This is a genomic window from Streptomyces sp. NPDC048606 (genome assembly GCF_040650855.1).
GTDB lineage: Bacteria > Actinomycetota > Actinomycetes > Streptomycetales > Streptomycetaceae > Streptomyces.
In genome coordinates, this window is sequence record NZ_JBEZIB010000002.1 from 12,051 (window position 1) to 27,341 (window position 15,291).

Annotated in this window: 14 protein-coding genes; 9 read left to right on the forward strand and 5 right to left on the reverse strand. The window is 64.3% G+C overall.

Going from position 1 to position 15,291, the window contains the following annotated elements; translation table 11 throughout:
* Positions 1–197: 197 nt before the first annotated feature.
* The 6 genes from AB0D01_RS02155 to AB0D01_RS02180 all read left to right on the forward strand — a co-directional run bounded on the left by AB0D01_RS02155 (position 198) and on the right by AB0D01_RS02180 (position 10,805).
* Complete coding sequence (locus AB0D01_RS02155; protein ID WP_363053068.1) at positions 198–2,630, forward strand: type I restriction-modification system subunit M; 2,433 nt, start codon at positions 198–200, stop codon at positions 2,628–2,630.
* The gene (locus AB0D01_RS02160) at positions 2,627–3,835 is read left to right on the forward strand and encodes a restriction endonuclease subunit S (protein WP_363053069.1); all 1,209 of its coding nucleotides are present in this window, start codon (positions 2,627–2,629) and stop codon (positions 3,833–3,835) included. The genes AB0D01_RS02155 and AB0D01_RS02160 overlap by 4 nt, the downstream gene beginning before the upstream one ends.
* Complete coding sequence (locus tag AB0D01_RS02165; RefSeq protein WP_363053070.1) at positions 3,828–6,920, forward strand: HsdR family type I site-specific deoxyribonuclease; 3,093 nt, start codon at positions 3,828–3,830, stop codon at positions 6,918–6,920. Before AB0D01_RS02160 ends, AB0D01_RS02165 begins: the two co-directional genes overlap by 8 nt.
* A gap of 37 nt (positions 6,921–6,957) precedes the next feature.
* On the forward strand, positions 6,958–7,635 hold the full coding sequence (locus AB0D01_RS02170; RefSeq protein WP_363053071.1) for a SprT family zinc-dependent metalloprotease: 678 nt from the start codon (positions 6,958–6,960) through the stop codon (positions 7,633–7,635).
* A 212-nt stretch (positions 7,636–7,847) separates the two neighbouring features.
* Positions 7,848–9,842, forward strand: a complete 1,995-nt coding sequence (locus tag AB0D01_RS02175; protein ID WP_363053072.1) for an ATP-binding protein — start codon at positions 7,848–7,850, stop codon at positions 9,840–9,842.
* A gap of 39 nt (positions 9,843–9,881) precedes the next feature.
* Positions 9,882–10,805, forward strand: a complete 924-nt coding sequence (locus AB0D01_RS02180; RefSeq protein WP_363053073.1) for a site-specific integrase — start codon at positions 9,882–9,884, stop codon at positions 10,803–10,805.
* A 197-nt stretch (positions 10,806–11,002) separates the two neighbouring features.
* Here the strand turns inward: AB0D01_RS02180 and AB0D01_RS02185 are convergent, their stop codons facing one another.
* Entirely contained in the window at positions 11,003–11,584 is a 582-nt protein-coding gene (locus AB0D01_RS02185) for a Uma2 family endonuclease (protein WP_363053074.1), read from the reverse strand.
* Between the two features lie 487 nt (positions 11,585–12,071).
* On the opposite strand from AB0D01_RS02185, the gene AB0D01_RS02190 reads away from it, so the two are divergent.
* On the forward strand, positions 12,072–12,359 hold the full coding sequence (locus AB0D01_RS02190; RefSeq protein WP_363053075.1) for a type II toxin-antitoxin system prevent-host-death family antitoxin: 288 nt from the start codon (positions 12,072–12,074) through the stop codon (positions 12,357–12,359).
* A complete protein-coding gene (locus AB0D01_RS02195; protein ID WP_363053076.1) occupies positions 12,356–12,610 on the forward strand; it encodes a Txe/YoeB family addiction module toxin in 255 nt (84 codons plus the stop codon). The genes AB0D01_RS02190 and AB0D01_RS02195 overlap by 4 nt, the downstream gene beginning before the upstream one ends.
* 60 nt (positions 12,611–12,670) lie before the next feature.
* Here AB0D01_RS02195 and AB0D01_RS02200 read toward each other — a convergent pair whose 3' ends face one another.
* Genes AB0D01_RS02200 through AB0D01_RS02215 form a run of 4 tightly spaced genes read right to left on the reverse strand, consistent with a single transcriptional unit; the run spans position 12,671 to position 14,655 of the window.
* Positions 12,671–12,934 (reverse strand): type II toxin-antitoxin system RelE/ParE family toxin, encoded by a 264-nt coding sequence (locus AB0D01_RS02200; RefSeq protein WP_363053077.1) that lies wholly within the window; start codon positions 12,932–12,934, stop codon positions 12,671–12,673.
* Positions 12,927–13,196, reverse strand: a complete 270-nt coding sequence (locus AB0D01_RS02205; RefSeq protein WP_363053078.1) for a type II toxin-antitoxin system Phd/YefM family antitoxin — start codon at positions 13,194–13,196, stop codon at positions 12,927–12,929. The genes AB0D01_RS02200 and AB0D01_RS02205 overlap by 8 nt, the downstream gene beginning before the upstream one ends.
* A 58-nt stretch (positions 13,197–13,254) precedes the next feature.
* Positions 13,255–13,860: a DUF6000 family protein gene (locus AB0D01_RS02210; RefSeq protein ID WP_363053079.1), complete on the reverse strand. Its 606-nt coding sequence runs from the start codon at positions 13,858–13,860 to the stop codon at positions 13,255–13,257.
* Positions 13,861–13,863: 3 nt separating this feature from the next.
* Positions 13,864–14,655 (reverse strand): HEAT repeat domain-containing protein, encoded by a 792-nt coding sequence (locus AB0D01_RS02215; protein WP_363053080.1) that lies wholly within the window; start codon positions 14,653–14,655, stop codon positions 13,864–13,866.
* 109 nt (positions 14,656–14,764) lie between these two features.
* Here AB0D01_RS02215 and AB0D01_RS02220 point away from each other — a divergent pair, with 109 nt between their 5' ends.
* Positions 14,765–15,256, forward strand: a complete 492-nt coding sequence (locus tag AB0D01_RS02220; RefSeq protein WP_363053081.1) for a cupin domain-containing protein — start codon at positions 14,765–14,767, stop codon at positions 15,254–15,256.
* Positions 15,257–15,291 lie beyond the last annotated feature (35 nt).

Consider the following 15,291-nt stretch of genomic DNA (forward strand, 5'->3'; position numbering starts at 1 on the left):
GCGCTGGCTGCGAGGTGTCTCTCTTCCCGTACAGGGCAGCTCGGCCGCATTCTCTACTACGCTTCCCGCGTGGACTCAGCCGCCGCTTGTGTGGAACTCACATCGACGGCTGGGGACGGCCGGGCGACGTGCGTCACGCCGCAGGCATCAGGGTTGGCGGCCCGCGCGACCGCCATGACATACCGGGAAGAAGAGCCTTGGCCCTCAAGAAGACAGACCTTTACAGCTCGCTCTGGAAGAGCTGCGACGAGTTGCGCGGCGGGATGGACGCCGGCCAGTACAAGGACTACATTCTGACGCTCCTCTTCGTTAAGTACGTCTCCGACAAGGCGAAGGCGGACCCCGACAGTCTCATCGACGTCCCGCCCGGTGGCTCCTTCGATGACATGGTGGCTGCCAAGGGCGACAAGGAGATCGGCGACCGCTTCAACAAGATCATCAGTCGGCTCGCCGAGGCGAACGATCTGCGGAACGTGATCGACGTCGCCGACTTCAATGACGAGGAGAAGCTCGGCAAGGGCAAGGAGATGCAGGACCGCCTCTCCAAGCTCGTCACGATCTTCAGCGACCTTGACTTCCGAGGCTCCCGAGCCGAAGGCGACGATCTCCTCGGTGACGCTTACGAGTACCTGATGCGCCACTTCGCCACGGAGTCCGGCAAGAGCAAGGGCCAGTTCTACACCCCTGCCGAGGTATCCCGTGTTCTGGCAAAGGTGGTCGGCATCACGAAGGACACCAGCCAGGACCAGACGGTCTACGACCCGACCTGCGGCTCCGGCTCGCTTCTCCTGAAGGTCGCTGCCGAGACCTCACGCGGCATCACGATCTACGGCCAGGAGAAGGACAACGCCACGTGGGCGTTGTCCAAGATGAACATGATCCTTCACGGGAACGAGGATGCCGAGATCCTCAAGGGCGACACCATCACCAGCCCTCAGTTCACCAACGGCCATGCTCTCCAGACGTTTGACTTCGCCGTGGCCAACCCGCCATTCTCGATCAAGTCCTGGAGCAACGGACTGGAGCAGGAGTACGGCCGCTTCGAGTACGGCCGGCCGCCGGAAAAGAACGGTGACTACGCCTTCCTGTTGCACATCCTCAAGTCACTCAAGAGCACGGGCAAGGCGGCGGTCATCCTTCCGCACGGCGTGCTCTTCCGTGGCAACGCCGAAGCCGACATTCGTCAGCGCCTGCTGAAGCAGGGGTTCATCAAGGGCATTATCGGCCTCCCCGCGAACCTCTTCTACGGGACCGGCATCCCCGCCTGCATCATCGTTCTAGATAAGAAGAACGCCGTCGGCCGCACCGGCGTTTTCATGATCGACGCGTCCAAGGGCTTCATCAAGGACGGCACCAAGAATCGCCTCCGCAGCCAGGACATCCACAAGATTGTCGACGTCTTCACGCGACAGACCACGATCGACCGCTACTCGCGCATGGTTCCGCTGTCGGAAATCGCCGATTCGAAAAACGACTACAACCTCAACATCTCCCGCTACATCGACTCCTCGGAGCCCGAGGACATCCACGACCTCCATGCACACCTACACGGCGGAATCCCCGAACGAGACCTTGATGCACTGAGCGGCTATTGGGACGCCTTTCCGCAGTTGCGCGGGCAACTGTTCCAGCCGAACCGTCCTTGCTACAGCGACCTGACCGTCGACGTTCGTAAGGTTCAGCAGGCAATCCTCGACTCGTCCGAGTTCCAGAATTTCACTGACGAGGCTCGCGAATTCACTGCCGAGTGGTTCGGTGCCCATCGCGAGCGGCTGGAAGGAATCAACGCCAATATCCTGCCGAATGACCTCATCGCCATCCTCGGCGACGATCTGCTCGCCCGCTTCAAGCCGGTGCCCCTGTTGGACGAGTACGACGTCTACGAACAGCTCATGACGTACTGGCATGACGTTATGCACGATGACGTCTTCATGATCATGAACGAGGGCTGGCTCGGCGCTGCCAGGCCTCGCAAGATCGTAGTGAGCAAGGAACGCAAAATGTCCGAAAGTCCCGATCTCGTGGTGGGTTCAGGTCGCAGTGCTACTCGGTACAAAATGGACCTCATCTCGCCGACCCTGATCGTCTCGCGCTATTTCGCGAAGGAGCAGATCGAGGTCGACAAGCTCATGATGGCAGTAGAGGACGCCAGTCGCGCGCTTGAGGAGTATGTCGAGGAGCACGCCATCGAAGGCGGGATCCTGGCGGAGGCCATGGTAGACGACAAGATCAGCAAGGTCCTCGCGTCGGACCGCCTGAAGAAGGCGCGACACGAAAATACGGATACTGCCGAAGTGGCAGCCTTGGCGCACCTGATCAACCTGTACAACGCGGAGACGGTAGCCAGGAAGGCTGCCAAGGAGGCGGAGGGAGCGCTTCACCTCGCGACGCTGAAGAAGTACGGCGACCTCACGGAGGACGATGTGCGGACACTCGTCCTGGACGACAAGTGGCGGACGACGATCACTGCGCGCGTGGCCTCCGAGGGGGAGGCGCTGACTTTGGCCTTGGTAAAGCGCATCCAGCAGCTTGGTGACCGTTACGCCGAGACCGTTGCGCAAATTGAGAGTGAGTGCGCCAATCTCGAGAGTCGGGTTGCTGGTCACCTGGCAGACATGGGGGTCAAATGACAGCCGCGCAGGATTCTGTAGTCGGGTCATTCCCGGATGGGTGGGAGCGTGCGACGGTCGGTTCTGCGTACGAGATTCATAACCAGAACCGGTTGCCGCTCAGTCGTGAACGACGGCGCGAGATGGCGGGCCCTTACCCCTACTACGGACCGACAGGGGTGCTCGACTACATCAATGAGTATAGGTTCGACGGAAAGTTTGCGCTTATTGGTGAGGATGGCGATAACTTCCTGAAGTTCGCCACTCACCCCATGACATTGCTGGCGCGTGGCCGATTTAACGTCAATAATCATGCTCACGTCGTAGGGTCAGATGGCGTCAACCTCGTTGAGTGGTTCAAGACATATTTTGAAAATCGCGACATTACGGCACACCTAACCCGTCAAGGGGCGAGTCGATACAAGCTCACGAAGGCGGCATTGACGGAACTGCCGATTCCTGTTCCCTCGAAGCAGGAGCAGCAGGCAATCGTGAACGCGGTATCAGATATCTCGGATCTCCTGCGGTTGCTGGATAGTTTGGTGACCAAAAAGCAGGAAATTAGACGGGGGCTTATGCAGCAGCTGCTGACTGGCCGCACCCGTCTCCCCGGCTTTACGGAAACGTGGAGGCGGTGCAGTATTTCAGAACTCCTGCGACCTCGATCCGAGCGCAATGCTTCAGCCGAGAATCTGACGGTGTTGACGTGCACGAAGAGTATGGGCTTTGTCCGCTCTATGGATTACTTCAAGAATCAAGTCTTTAGTCGTGACCTCAGAGGTTATCGGGTGATCCACCGAGGAGATATCGGATATCCCGCCAATCATGTCGAAGAGGGGTCGATTGGAGTTCAGGAACTCGAAGATCGGGCGTTGGTGAGTCCTATCTATGTCGTTATGGAGCCTCGGCCGGGCGTCGATAGTTACTTCCTGCAGCGGATGTTGAAGCTTGAAACTTACCGGCAGAAGTTCTCGCAGGCCACTAATGCTTCTGTCGATCGGCGGGGCAGCTTGCGGTGGTCGGAGTTCTCGCAAATCGAAGTGTCTGTTCCAGATGTCGAAGAGCAGCGACGCATCAGTTGTGTTCTCCGAGACTCGGAGCTAGAGATCGAAAAGCTGGAGCAGAGGCTCCGCGTCGCACGCGACATCAAGCGGGGTGTGATGCAAGAGCTGCTCAGTGGGCGGACTCGCCTCCCCGTGCATGGGGAGGCGAGTCAGCATGAGTGATGTCGGACAGGCCGAGCGCAAAGCGCAAGACCGGGTCGTGCGGTTGTTCAGGGAGCGGTTGAGCTACCGCTACGAGGGCAGCTGGGAGAACCGCGCAGGTAACTCGAACATCGAGGTCGGGCTGCTGGAGTCGAACCTACTTACCCGAGGTTACGGCGGCACTCTGGTCAGTAAAGCGATCGACCAGCTGAGGAAGGCCGCCGCGCTCGGTGGCGGCCGTGACCTCTACGAGGCGAACCGCCGGGTCTACGAGTTGCTGCGCTACGGAGTGAAGGTTAAGCCGGGCGCTGGCGAGCAGTACGAGACGGTCTGGCTCATCGACTGGAGCGACCCGCAGGCCAATGACTTCGTGGTCGTCGAGGAGGTGACGATTGTTGGGAAGCAGACGAAGCGGCCGGACATCATGCTCTACGTCAACGGCCTGGCTCTTGTGACCCTGGAGCTCAAGCGCTCCCGTGTGGCTGTGAGCGAGGGTATCCGGCAGACCATTGGGAATCAGAAGCCTGAGTTCATCCGGTCGTTCTTCTCCACCGTCCAGCTTGTGCTTGCCGGCAACGACGTAGAGGGCCTGCGTTACGGCGTCATCGACACACCTGAGAGGTACTGGTTGCAGTGGAAGGAGCCCTCCGACGTCGAGGAGCCGCTGGATCGCGCACTGCTCCAGATGTGCGGTAAGGAGCGGCTGCTTGAGCTGATCCATGACTTCACCGTCTTCGACTCCGGTATCCGCAAGGCGTGCCGTCACAACCAGTACTTCGGCGTCAAGGCCGCGCAGGAACGTATCGGTCGTCGTGAGGGCGGCATCATCTGGCACACCCAGGGGTCGGGTAAGTCGCTCACGATGGTGTGGTTGGCGAAGTGGATCCGGGAGCGTCAGAAGGACGCGCGAGTTCTGCTGATCACCGATCGCACCGAGTTGGACGAGCAGATCGAGAAGGTCTTCAACGGAGTCAACGAGCAGATCTATCGCACCAACAGTGGCGTGGATCTCCTGGACACACTGAACAAATCCGCCGAGTGGCTGATGTGCTCTCTTGTCCATAAGTTCGGTAGCTCAGCGAATGATGAGGATGGAGCCGAGGCAAGTACCGAGTTCATCAAGGAGCTCAAGGCTAAGATTCCGAAGGGCTTCAAGGCCAAGGGAAACCTCTTCGTCTTCGTCGACGAGGCCCACCGCACCCAGTCCGGCAAGATGCACGATGCGATGAAGGACCTGCTGCCGGGCGCCATGTTTGTCGGGTTCACGGGAACGCCGCTGCTCAAGGCGGACAAGGCCACCAGCATGGAGACCTTCGGGTCGTTCATCCATACGTACAAGTTCGATGAGGCCGTCGAGGACGGTGTCGTGCTCGATCTGCGTTACGAGCCCCGCTCCATCGACCAGCACCTGACGTCGCCGGCGCAGGTGGACAGGTGGTTCGAGGCCAAGACCAGAGGCATGACCGACTTGTCCAAGGCGGAGCTGAAGAAGCGCTGGGGCACGATGCAGAAGGTCGTCTCCTCCGAGCCTCGGGCGAAGCAGATCGTGCAGGACGTCCTTCTCGACATGGAGACCAAGCCCCGGCTGATGGATGGGCGGGGCAACGCCATGCTCGTAGGGGAGAGCATCTACCAGGCGTGCAAGTTCTACGAGTTGTTCTGCAACGCGGGCTTTCGTGGCAAGTGCGCCATCGTCACCAGTTACGCACCGAGCCCCGGCGACATCTCCAAGGAGGACTCCGGCGCAGGCCAGACCGAGAAGCTCCGCCAGTACGACATCTATCGAAAGATGCTCGCCGACCACTTCGGAGAGTCCGAAGACGTTGCCATGACGAAGGTTGAGCAGTTCGAGAAGGAGGTCAAGCGGCAGTTCGTCGAAGAGCCCAGCCGCATGCGCCTCCTCATCGTGGTTGACAAGCTCCTGACCGGGTTCGATGCTCCGAGCGCCACGTACCTCTACATCGACAAGAAGATGAGCAACCACGGGCTGTTCCAGGCGATCTGCCGGGTCAACCGCCTTGACGGGGATGACAAGGAATTCGGCTGCATCGTCGACTACCGGGACCTGTTCAATTCCCTCCAGGACGCCATCACCGACTACACCTCCGGTGCACTCGACGGGTACGAGCCGCAGGACATCGAGGGTCTGCTGAGCGACCGGATCGGCAAGGCGCGAGAGGCACTCGACGAAGCGCTGGAACAAATCCGCGCCCTGTGCGAGGCGGTCGCGCCGCCTCGGAACACCCTCCAGTACCAGCAGTACTTCTGCGCGGCAGAGCCGGGTGACGCTGAGCAGCTCAAGGCCAACGAGCCCAAGCGCGTCGAGCTCTACAAGGCCGTGGCCGCGGTCACGCGGGCCTACGCCAACCTGGCCAACGACATGGAGGCTGCCGGGTACACCAGCCAGGAGACCGCGGACATCAGAGCCGAGATCCGGCATTACACGGATGTCCGCGACGAGGTGAAGCTTGGAGCCGGCGAGGACGTCGACTTCAAGCAGTACGAGGCCGGCATGCGATTCCTGCTGGACACCTACATTCAGGCAGACCCGTCCGAGAGCGTGTCCGACTTCGAGGAGACCGGGCTTGTCCAGCTCATCGTCGAACTCGGCGCCGGAGCCCTCGACAAGCTGCCGAAGGGAATCAAGAACAGTCCGGAGGCCGTCGCTGAGACTGTCGCCAACAACATGCGCAAGCTGATCATCGAAGAGCGTGCGACGAACCCGAAGTACTTCGACAAAATGTCGGAGCTACTCGACGCAATAATCGAGGAGCGGCGCAAGGGGGCGATCGAGTACCAGGACTACCTCGCCAAACTGCTGGAGGCTGCCGCGCAGCTCGGCAGCGGTGACTCTGACAGCACCTATAAGTACCCGGCCTGGGCCAACAACGGGGCGAAGCGGGCGCTGGTCGACTTCTTCCTCCCTGACGAGCGTCTGGCCATTGAGGTCGATACAGCAGTGCTCCACTCCAAGCCGCATGCCTGGGTGGGAAATTCGCTGAGAGAGCGGAGGGTCCGCAACGCGCTCAAGCGAACGCTTCCCGACGACTTCGATCGGCTTGACGAGCTCTTCGAACTGGTGAAAGCGCGGAATGAGTACCACTAGCGCCCGCCTTGCTGTCCGAGGCATCGACGTCCATGTGGTGTACAAGGACATCAAGAACCTGCACATCGGCGTATACCCGCCCATAGGGCGTGTCCGAGTGGCTGCCCCTCAGCAGCTGGATGACGACCAGGTTCGCCTGGCCGTCATCCAGCGTTTGCCGTGGATCAAGCGCCAGCAAGACCAGCTGCGCTCAGCCCAGCGGCAGTCGGTACGAGAGATGGTCAGCGGCGAGTCCCATTACGTCTGGGGTGTACGACGCCGCCTGAAGGTCATCGAGCGGCCAGGGCGCCCGCATGTTGAAGTCGACGGCGATCGGATGCTGCTGTACGTGCCGATCAGCACGAGTGACGAGCGCCGTCGTGACGTGCTCGACCAGTGGTACCGCCAGCAGCTCCGGCAGGCGATCCCTGCGCTCATCGAGCGCTGGGAGCACAAGCTAGGGGTTTCGGTTCCGTGGTGGGGCATCCGGCGGATGAAGACAAAGTGGGGCTCCTGCAACCGGGAGACCCGCCGCCTTTGGTTCAACTCCGAACTCGCCAAGAAGCATCCGGAGTGCCTTGAATACGTCGTCGTTCACGAGATGGTCCACTACCTCGAACGGGGGCACGGTCAGCGTTTCACCCAGCTGATGGACAGCTTCCTGCCGGACTGGCGCAACCGCCGCGATGGCTTGAATGCCGCGCCGCTCTCCGACGAGCTCTGGGCGGAACGTTGAGTGTGGCGAGGACTGCTCGGGACCGGACGGGGTTTTCGCTGCGGCAAGAGCCCCGGACCTGTCCGGGAGCATGTGGAAGCAGTGCACGCACTTCCGTCCCTCGAAAACTTCGAGTGACGTTTATCAGGTATCCGAGTTAATGAATGCGAGGAAGCGTCCTGCTTCCTCCGCGAACCCACCAGATGACGATGACGCGGAAGGTGCTGTACCCCATGGCGAAGCTTCGGTTGACCGTAGGGCGGGGGCACGTCGAGGAGCTTGCTCGGCTGCGTCATCCTGTTGGGGCCATCGAGGAGCTGATCTGGAACTCCCTCGACGCGGATGCCGAGAACGTCACTGTGGTGCTTGAGCGCAACGACATCGGTGGCGTCGACCGGGTCGCCGTGATCGACGACGGCACCGGTATCACGGCGGAGAAGTGCAGCGACTACTTCGAGCAGATCGGCACGTCCTGGAAGAAGCGGACGCAGGTCAGTGAGGTCAAGAAGCGCGTGCTGCACGGGAAGAACGGGCGGGGCCGTGTCCGGGCATTCGCGCTCGGCAGTGAGGTGCGGTGGAGCAGCGTGAGCGGTGCACCGGGGAGTCGTGGTCGAGTCGTCATCGAGTCCGATCGCAGTTCCATGGACGAGTTCGACGTCAGTGATCCTGAGCCGACGGTTGACGCGACAGGCACGGTCTTCGAGGCCTTCGGTGGTGAGGATCTCCAGAAGCTGACCGAAGACGCCGTCCGTTCCGCGCTCACTGCCGCCTTTGCGCTCCACCTGGAGGCGTACCCGGACATCTGCATCACCTATGACGGGAGGCAGCTGGATCCAGCGTCGGAGCAGGTTCACGTCGATACGTACGAGGTGGCGGCTCCGTCGGGAAGTCCGCACCCTCCGGCTCAACTGAAGATCATCGAATGGTCGCGTCCGTACTCTCGGGCACTGATCCTGTGCGATGGCCGGGAGATGTCGTTGGCGCAGCTGAAGCCGGAGATCCAGGCCCCAGGCTTCCACTTCACGGCGTACCTCTCCTGGTCAGGGTTCGAGGACGATGCGGTCGGTGACCTCGCCTTTGCCGATTGGACGCCGGAAGGGCCCGCTGCCGAGGTGTTGGCTGAAGCTCGGGAGCGTATGCGCGCGCACTTCCGATCCCGCGCTGACGAGCGCCGTCGGGAGCTCGTTGACTCGTGGCGTGCGGAAGGCTTCTACCCGTATGCGGGCGAGCCCGCCAACGACCAGGAGCGCGCGGAGCGCGAGACCTTCGACGCCGTGGCGACCGCGGTCGTCCGGCACCTGCCGGCGAGCAAGAGGGCCCAGAAGGTGTCCTTCGCGCTTCTGCGGTCTGTCTTGACCCATGAACCAGGCGAAGTGCTCCGGATCGCCGAGGAGCTCTTCGCTCTTTCCAAGCAGGAGCAGGCGGAGCTCAGCCGCCTGCTGGACCGTACGCCGCTGTCTGCTCTGATCAAGGCGTCGACGGCGACGACCGGGCGCCTTGACTTCCTGTCGGCCCTGGAGCACCTCGTCTTCGACCCTGCGGCCAAGGGGCGAGTCAAGGAGCGCACCGAGCTGCACCGGATTCTGGAGAACGAGTGCTGGATCTTCGGTGAGGAGTACGGACTGCATGTCAGCGACCGCAGTCTCAACGAGGTGCTGAGGCAGCACTGCCGTCTACTCGACCGGGACGCGCCGGCTCCGGACCCTGTCCTGAGAGAGGACGGGACTCGGGGGATCGTCGACCTGATGCTGTCCCGTGCTGCCCGGCAGCGGAAAGGGGAGCGTCACCATCTTGTGGTGGAACTCAAGAGGTCGAGTGTCACGCTCGGTATGACTGAGTTCGCGCAGATCAACAGTTACGCGCAAGCGGTCATGAACGACGACAGGTTCCGGGAACCTAAGGTGACTTGGGACTTCTGGCTCGTCGGCAACGCCATGGACGACGGCCTCCGCCAACTCGCCCACCAGCCGGACCGAATGCCCGGATGCGCTGTCACGCAGCCGACGTACCGGATCTGGGTGCGTACCTGGGGCGAGATCATTGAGGATGCCCAGGAGCGGCTTCGTTTCTACAGCGAGCAGCTTGAGTACCAGTCGTCGACCGAGCACGCCATGGACTATCTGATCAGGGAACACGCCGATACGGTCGTGGACCTGGTGAACGACGGCACAGTACCCGCGGCGAGGTCGGGGGACAGCGGTTCGGTCGGAGCTGCCGTCACCCCGTGAGGGGTGTCTTGGGGTAGATCGACGTTGTACGCAGCGGCGGTGAAGAGCAACGGCGGACGGGCAGGGATGAAGAGCAGAGCAAGGCATGAGCCTGAACAACTCCTGACGAGAGGGCCGCCCCTGCGGCCCGAGGAAGGCAGCGGCGAAGAGGCCAACGGCGGACTGGCGGCCTCGACGGTCAACGACCGCATGAACATCCTGCGCGCCATGATGGCGACGGCCGTCAAGGAACGGCGCATATCCGAGAGTCCCTGTGACGGGGTGCCGCCGATCAAGACGGCGGGTGCGGCCGTCGACCCGGACGAGATACCGACGCTGGCGGAGGTGTACGCCATCGCCGCCGCCATGTCCGATCAGTACCGGCTCACGGTGTGGCTCCAGGCGGGCGCTGGGCTGCGTATCAGCGAGGCTCTCGGGCTGACCTCCGACTGTCAGCGGGAGGGCTTCCTGCGGCTGCGTCGGCAGATCAGCGCCAAGGCGAACCAGGGTGACTGCGTGACCCGCTTCGTGCCGCTCAAGCATCGCACGGCGGACAAGTACCGGGATGTGCCCTCGCCGACGTTCCTGGACCAGGAGATCGGCAACCACCTCAAGCGCTGGGGCACGGTCGAGGTCGACGGCGTCGAGGCGCTGTTCGCGCCGCGTGAGCGGGGCAAGGGGAAGATGCCCACGGCTTCGACATACGGCTATCACTGGCGGAAGGCGTGCGTGGCGGCGGGCGTGGTCGCCCCGGACAAGAAGCCGAAGTGCACCCCGCACTCACTGCGCCACTTCTTCGCCTCGACTGCGCTGGCGAACGGCGTCCCGATCCACGAAGTGAGCCGCTGGCTCGGGCACCGGAACATCAAGACGACCGTCGACACGTACGGGCACCTGGTGCCGGAGGCGTGGGACCGGTGCCGGGACGTGATGCAGCAGGCGCTTCGGCCGTCTCCGGTGCGTGCCGTTGCCGTGGCGGTATGACGTGCTGACTCGACGACAACGTGCTGACTTGGTGCTGACCCTGTGCCCCTTCGAGGGGCGGAAACCCTTGGGAACACTGGGCAGGAGGGAGTTCTATGAACGTTCCGCTTCAACGTGTAACGGTCTCATCAAACATGCAGGTCAGAAGGGGTCGGACTCTGGTGAGCTCGACCCCTTCTGCATTCCCGTGCCGGCTTTCAGCTGCTTCGGGGTGGCGTGAGTTTGTCGAGGTCCAGGCTGATCTCGAAGGGCACCGGGCGCTGGAGGGTGCCGCGGAAGATGCCGGCGGGCGCGTAGGCGCCGGTGGGTTCGTCGAGCTCGTAGACGTGGACGACGGGTGCCCCGTCCTCGTCCTCGATGCACCAGTAGTGCGGGATGCCGGCCTCCGCATACTTGCGGAGCTTTACCGTGCGATCGCGATGGGCGGACTCGGGTGAGACCGCCTCCACGACGAGCTTCACGTCCTCCGGGGCGTACCAGGTGCGGTCGGGGTCGTAGGCCAGGTTCGTCAGCAGGAGGTCCGGCTCAGGCCGGTTGCGGGCATCGAGGCGGATCGTCATCTCACGCTCGACCTCGAAGCCGTCCGGCGCCTGCGCCATGAGGGTGGTGGTCAGGGCGGTGACGAGGCGGCCATGCCAGGACCGCTGGGGCGACATCATGAAGACGAGGGCTCCGTCGATCAGCTCGGTGTGGCGGGGTGCCTCGGGGAGGCGGTCGAGGTCCTCCGCGAACCAGCCTTCCGCGCGCGGCGGGCGCATCCAGTCGGGCAGTGCGGTCATGGCTTCACGGTAGCGGGCCGCGGCTCAAGCCGGAGAGCCAACGAACCCGGTCCGGTGGTTCTCGGCGACCTGCCGCGCCATGACCGGCCGCGCGCCCAGCATCCGGCCATGAGCGACTCATCGGTCCAGGTCGCCACGGTGGTCGTCTCCGTGGCGGCTCTCGTCCTCTCGACGACGGCCGCGAGAGGAGCGCAAAAGCGCAGGAGGGGCAGTCCCGCTCCGTCGAAGTGCTGAGCAGCGAGGTCCGGAAGCGGTTTGGGCGGCAAAGCTCGGAGCAGGTCTCATGTGTGGAGGTCCCCGTTGGTGGAACCCGCCCCCCTCGAGATTCCCATGCGGCCGCTGAGCGGTGACGGCGGTCTCGCGTAGAAGGCACCGGCGCAATCCCGTGCTGATTCTGTGCCGACTTGGACCCCCGGCTGGTTCACTCTGCCCAAGGAGCGCCGAAGTGGTACGTTATCAAGTACCACTTCAGGGAAGAGGTCAGGCCATGTCCATAACCGCCAGCGAAGCCCGCAGGGAGCTCTTTCCGCTGATCAGGCAGGTCAACGAGAACCACGAGGCCATCGAGATCGTCTCGAAGCACGGCAACGCCGTGCTCGTCTCGGCCGAGGACTACGCGGCCCTGCGCGAGGGCTCGTACCTGTTGCGCTCTCCGGCGAACGCCCGCCGGCTGCTCAAGGCGTACGAGAACGCCCTGTCGAGCATCAACGTGTCGGAGCGCGAACTGATCGATCCGGACTCGGCCGATGCGGGTGCGGGTGCGGGTGCCGCGTGAGGCTTGTCTTCGAGGATCAGGGCTGCGAGGACTACACGTCCTGGCTCAAGAACGACCGCAAGATGCTCGCCCGGATCAACAAGCTCATCGAGGACGTCAGGCGTGACCCCTTCTCGGGGATCGGCAAGCCCGAACCTTTGAAGTACCACCTGCCCGGCGCGTGGTCGCGGCGGATCGACGACGAGCACCGCCTCGTCTACCTGGTGACGGAGAAGGAGATCATCATCCTCGCGGCTCGGTATCACTACTGACTGCGGGAACCTTCGGAAGGGGCCGACTCCGCGGCGGAGTCAGCCCCTTCGTCGTGACCGTCAGGTGTCGTAGACGGACGAGCGGTGTCCGATGTGTACGACCCACACCACGAGCTCTCCGTCGTCGATCGTGTAGACGACGCGGTAGTCGCCGACCCGGAGGCGACGGCGGTCGGGCCGTGACACGAGTGCGGTGGTGTGGAAGCCGAGGGGATCGGTCTCCAGCTCGGTCAGCTTGGCCAGGATGCGCAGCGCCGTGTCGCGAGGGATCTTCCGAAGTTCGGCCTGCGCCTCGGGGCGGAAGACGGTTCGGTACTCACTCACCGCGCGCCAGCGTCTCCCTCATGACGTCCTCGATGGGGACGCCGGGCGCGGGGTTGGCCAGGCGCTCGTCGATGATCCGGTTGATCTCGCGCTCTTCCCACTCCTGGTACTTGCGCAGCACGTCGATGGAGACGACCGCGGCGACCTCCTTGCCGCGGCGCGTGATCACCGTGGGTACGTCGTCGCGGTCGGCGCGCTCCACGACGTCGGCGAGGTGGGCGCGCACATCGCGGATGGACTCGATGGGCAGCGGCTGCGTCATGCGCTCAAGCGTACCGAGTGTCGCATGTGTACACAACGGTGTGCGTCGAGGATGGTGGCTAGGGGCGGGTCCAGCCGTGGGAGAAGTCGCACCGGAGGTTCGACCGGTGGTGGAGCTCGGCGGGGGTGTGGCGGGGCCGGCCGAGGCCGCCCATGGCCCTGCTCCACTGGTCCCAGAGGCTGTCGGGCTCCGTGAAGCGGTCGGCGTGGCGGGTGCCGAGTCGGGCGTCGAGGCGCAGGAGGGCGCCGAGGGCTGCGGGCTGGTCGTAGCGGAGGTTGGTGAGGGGGAGGTAATGGTCGAGGTAGGCGGTGAGGATCTCGGCGTCGGCGTGGGTGCCGAAGCGGGCCAGGGCGAAGCAGTAGGCGCTGCCGGAGAAGCAGACGTCGCCGGCCAGGAGCAGGTCGCCCAGGCGTGCCCGGAAGCGGTCGCGGCGGTCGACGCCGATCAGCCAGGCGGCGGTGAGCCGTGAGCGCCATTCGTACGCCAGGAGGGTTTCCAACTTGTCGTCGTCGATCGCGGTGGCGTCGTCGACGAGGTGCCGGGTGAAACGGGCGGTGTGCGACCACCCGGGGTCCAGGAAGCGTTCGCCGTTCAGGACGAGGTGGCGGGGAAGGCCCCCGTACATCCTCGTCACGTAGTTCTCGGCGGGGTGGCGTGACGGCATCGGTCAGCTCTCCGGATGCAGGTCGCTGCGGTCGATCCAGGTGGGGGCGACGAGGACGTCGTCGCCGATCGGGGCCTCGGAGGCCTCCAGGAGGGACCAGGTGCGGGACTCCTCGACCAGGTGCTCCCAGGGTGCGTCCCAGTCGAGTTCCCGGTCCAGGGAGGTGCCGGAGAGGTCGTACGCGCGGCCGGCGGTCACCCGTCGGAACTGCGAGTGGAGGATCACCTGGGCGTGGTCGGCCAGGTCGTCGACGATCGCGGCGAAGTGGGCCGAGGGCCAGCCGGGGGCCTCGTCCGGGGGTGTGGAGCGCAGGCGCGCGGTGAGGGTCGGGACCACGGGGGTGCGGGCGCCGAGGGTGGTCAGGGCCCAGCGCAGTCCCTCGGGTTCGCTCCGGTCGGGCGGGGTGCGCCGGTCCAGGCAGGCGCGGTAGGCGCGGCGTACGTGTGCGACGGCCCCGTCGATCCTCAGGTCCGTCAGGGCGATGGCGGCCCATTCGCGGACGGCGGCGTCCTCGCTGTCGAGCAGGCCGACGAGGGCGGGCCCGCAGCGGGGGTCGGCCACCTCCTCGAAGACCTCGATGGCGGTCAGCTGCCCGAAGGCGTCGAGGGAGGGCAGGCCGTCGATGAGGGCGGGTACGGCCTCGGGGCCGATGCGGATCAGCTCCGCGCGCGCGTCGTAGGACGGGCCCGTCGAGTCGTCGAGCAGGCTGATGAGGTGTGCGAGGCGGGAGGGCGTGACCTCGGCCCGTCCCGGTTCGGGGAGCGGGCGGGGCGGCGCAGGGCGGTGGCGACTCACCCGCGCAGTCTCGCCGACCGGTCGCCGCGCGGGAATACCGGGCCGGGCCGGGTGTTGATCATGGTCGGGAGCGGAGGCTTCCGGCGGGACCGGCGACCAGGGGGATCCGATGTCGTATCCGGAGTATCCGGAGCAGGTGTACCACCGCGAGGAGGGCGAGGTCAGCGCGGTCTTCCGGACCGTGGACACGCCGCCCGAGCTGGGGGTGGCGGGCGGGGACGCGATGCACTACCTCGCCACGAAGGCCTCCACGCGGGGGGAGTTCGGGCTCTACCGGGTGGAGATGAGCGCGCGGGCCGGCGGTCCGAAGACGCACTTCCACAAGACGATCTCGGAGTCGTTCTTCGTGCTCGACGGCACGGTCCGGCTGTTCGACGGCGAGCGGTGGGTCGACGCGGGCAAGGGCGACTTCCTCTACGTGCCCCAGGGCGGCCTGCACGCCTTCCGCAACGACTCCGACGCGCCCGCCGAGATGCTGATGATCTTCGCCCCGGGTGCCCCGCGCGAGGAGTACTTCGAGGGACTGGCGGCCATGGCGGACGCCACGGACGAGGAGCGCGCGGAGTTCTTCGTGCGCCACGACTCCTACTTCGTCGACTAGTTCGGCGGGAGTCCAGGAGGGCTCCGGGGGCCTCG

Bases quoted from the DNA above. Each gene is read 5' to 3' on its own strand.
- AB0D01_RS02175 (WP_363053072.1), top strand. From the start codon at position 7,848: ATGGCGAAGCTTCGGTTGACCGTAGGGCGGGGGCACGTCGAGGAGCTT.
- AB0D01_RS02210 (WP_363053079.1), bottom strand. From the start codon at position 13,860: ATGCCGTCACGCCACCCCGCCGAGAACTACGTGACGAGGATGTACGGG.
- AB0D01_RS02185 (WP_363053074.1), bottom strand. From the start codon at position 11,584: ATGACCGCACTGCCCGACTGGATGCGCCCGCCGCGCGCGGAAGGCTGG.
- AB0D01_RS02205 (WP_363053078.1), bottom strand. From the start codon at position 13,196: ATGACGCAGCCGCTGCCCATCGAGTCCATCCGCGATGTGCGCGCCCAC.
- AB0D01_RS02165 (WP_363053070.1), top strand. From the start codon at position 3,828: ATGAGTGATGTCGGACAGGCCGAGCGCAAAGCGCAAGACCGGGTCGTG.
- AB0D01_RS02160 (WP_363053069.1), top strand. From the start codon at position 2,627: ATGACAGCCGCGCAGGATTCTGTAGTCGGGTCATTCCCGGATGGGTGG.
- AB0D01_RS02220 (WP_363053081.1), top strand. From the start codon at position 14,765: ATGTCGTATCCGGAGTATCCGGAGCAGGTGTACCACCGCGAGGAGGGC.
- AB0D01_RS02190 (WP_363053075.1), top strand. From the start codon at position 12,072: ATGTCCATAACCGCCAGCGAAGCCCGCAGGGAGCTCTTTCCGCTGATC.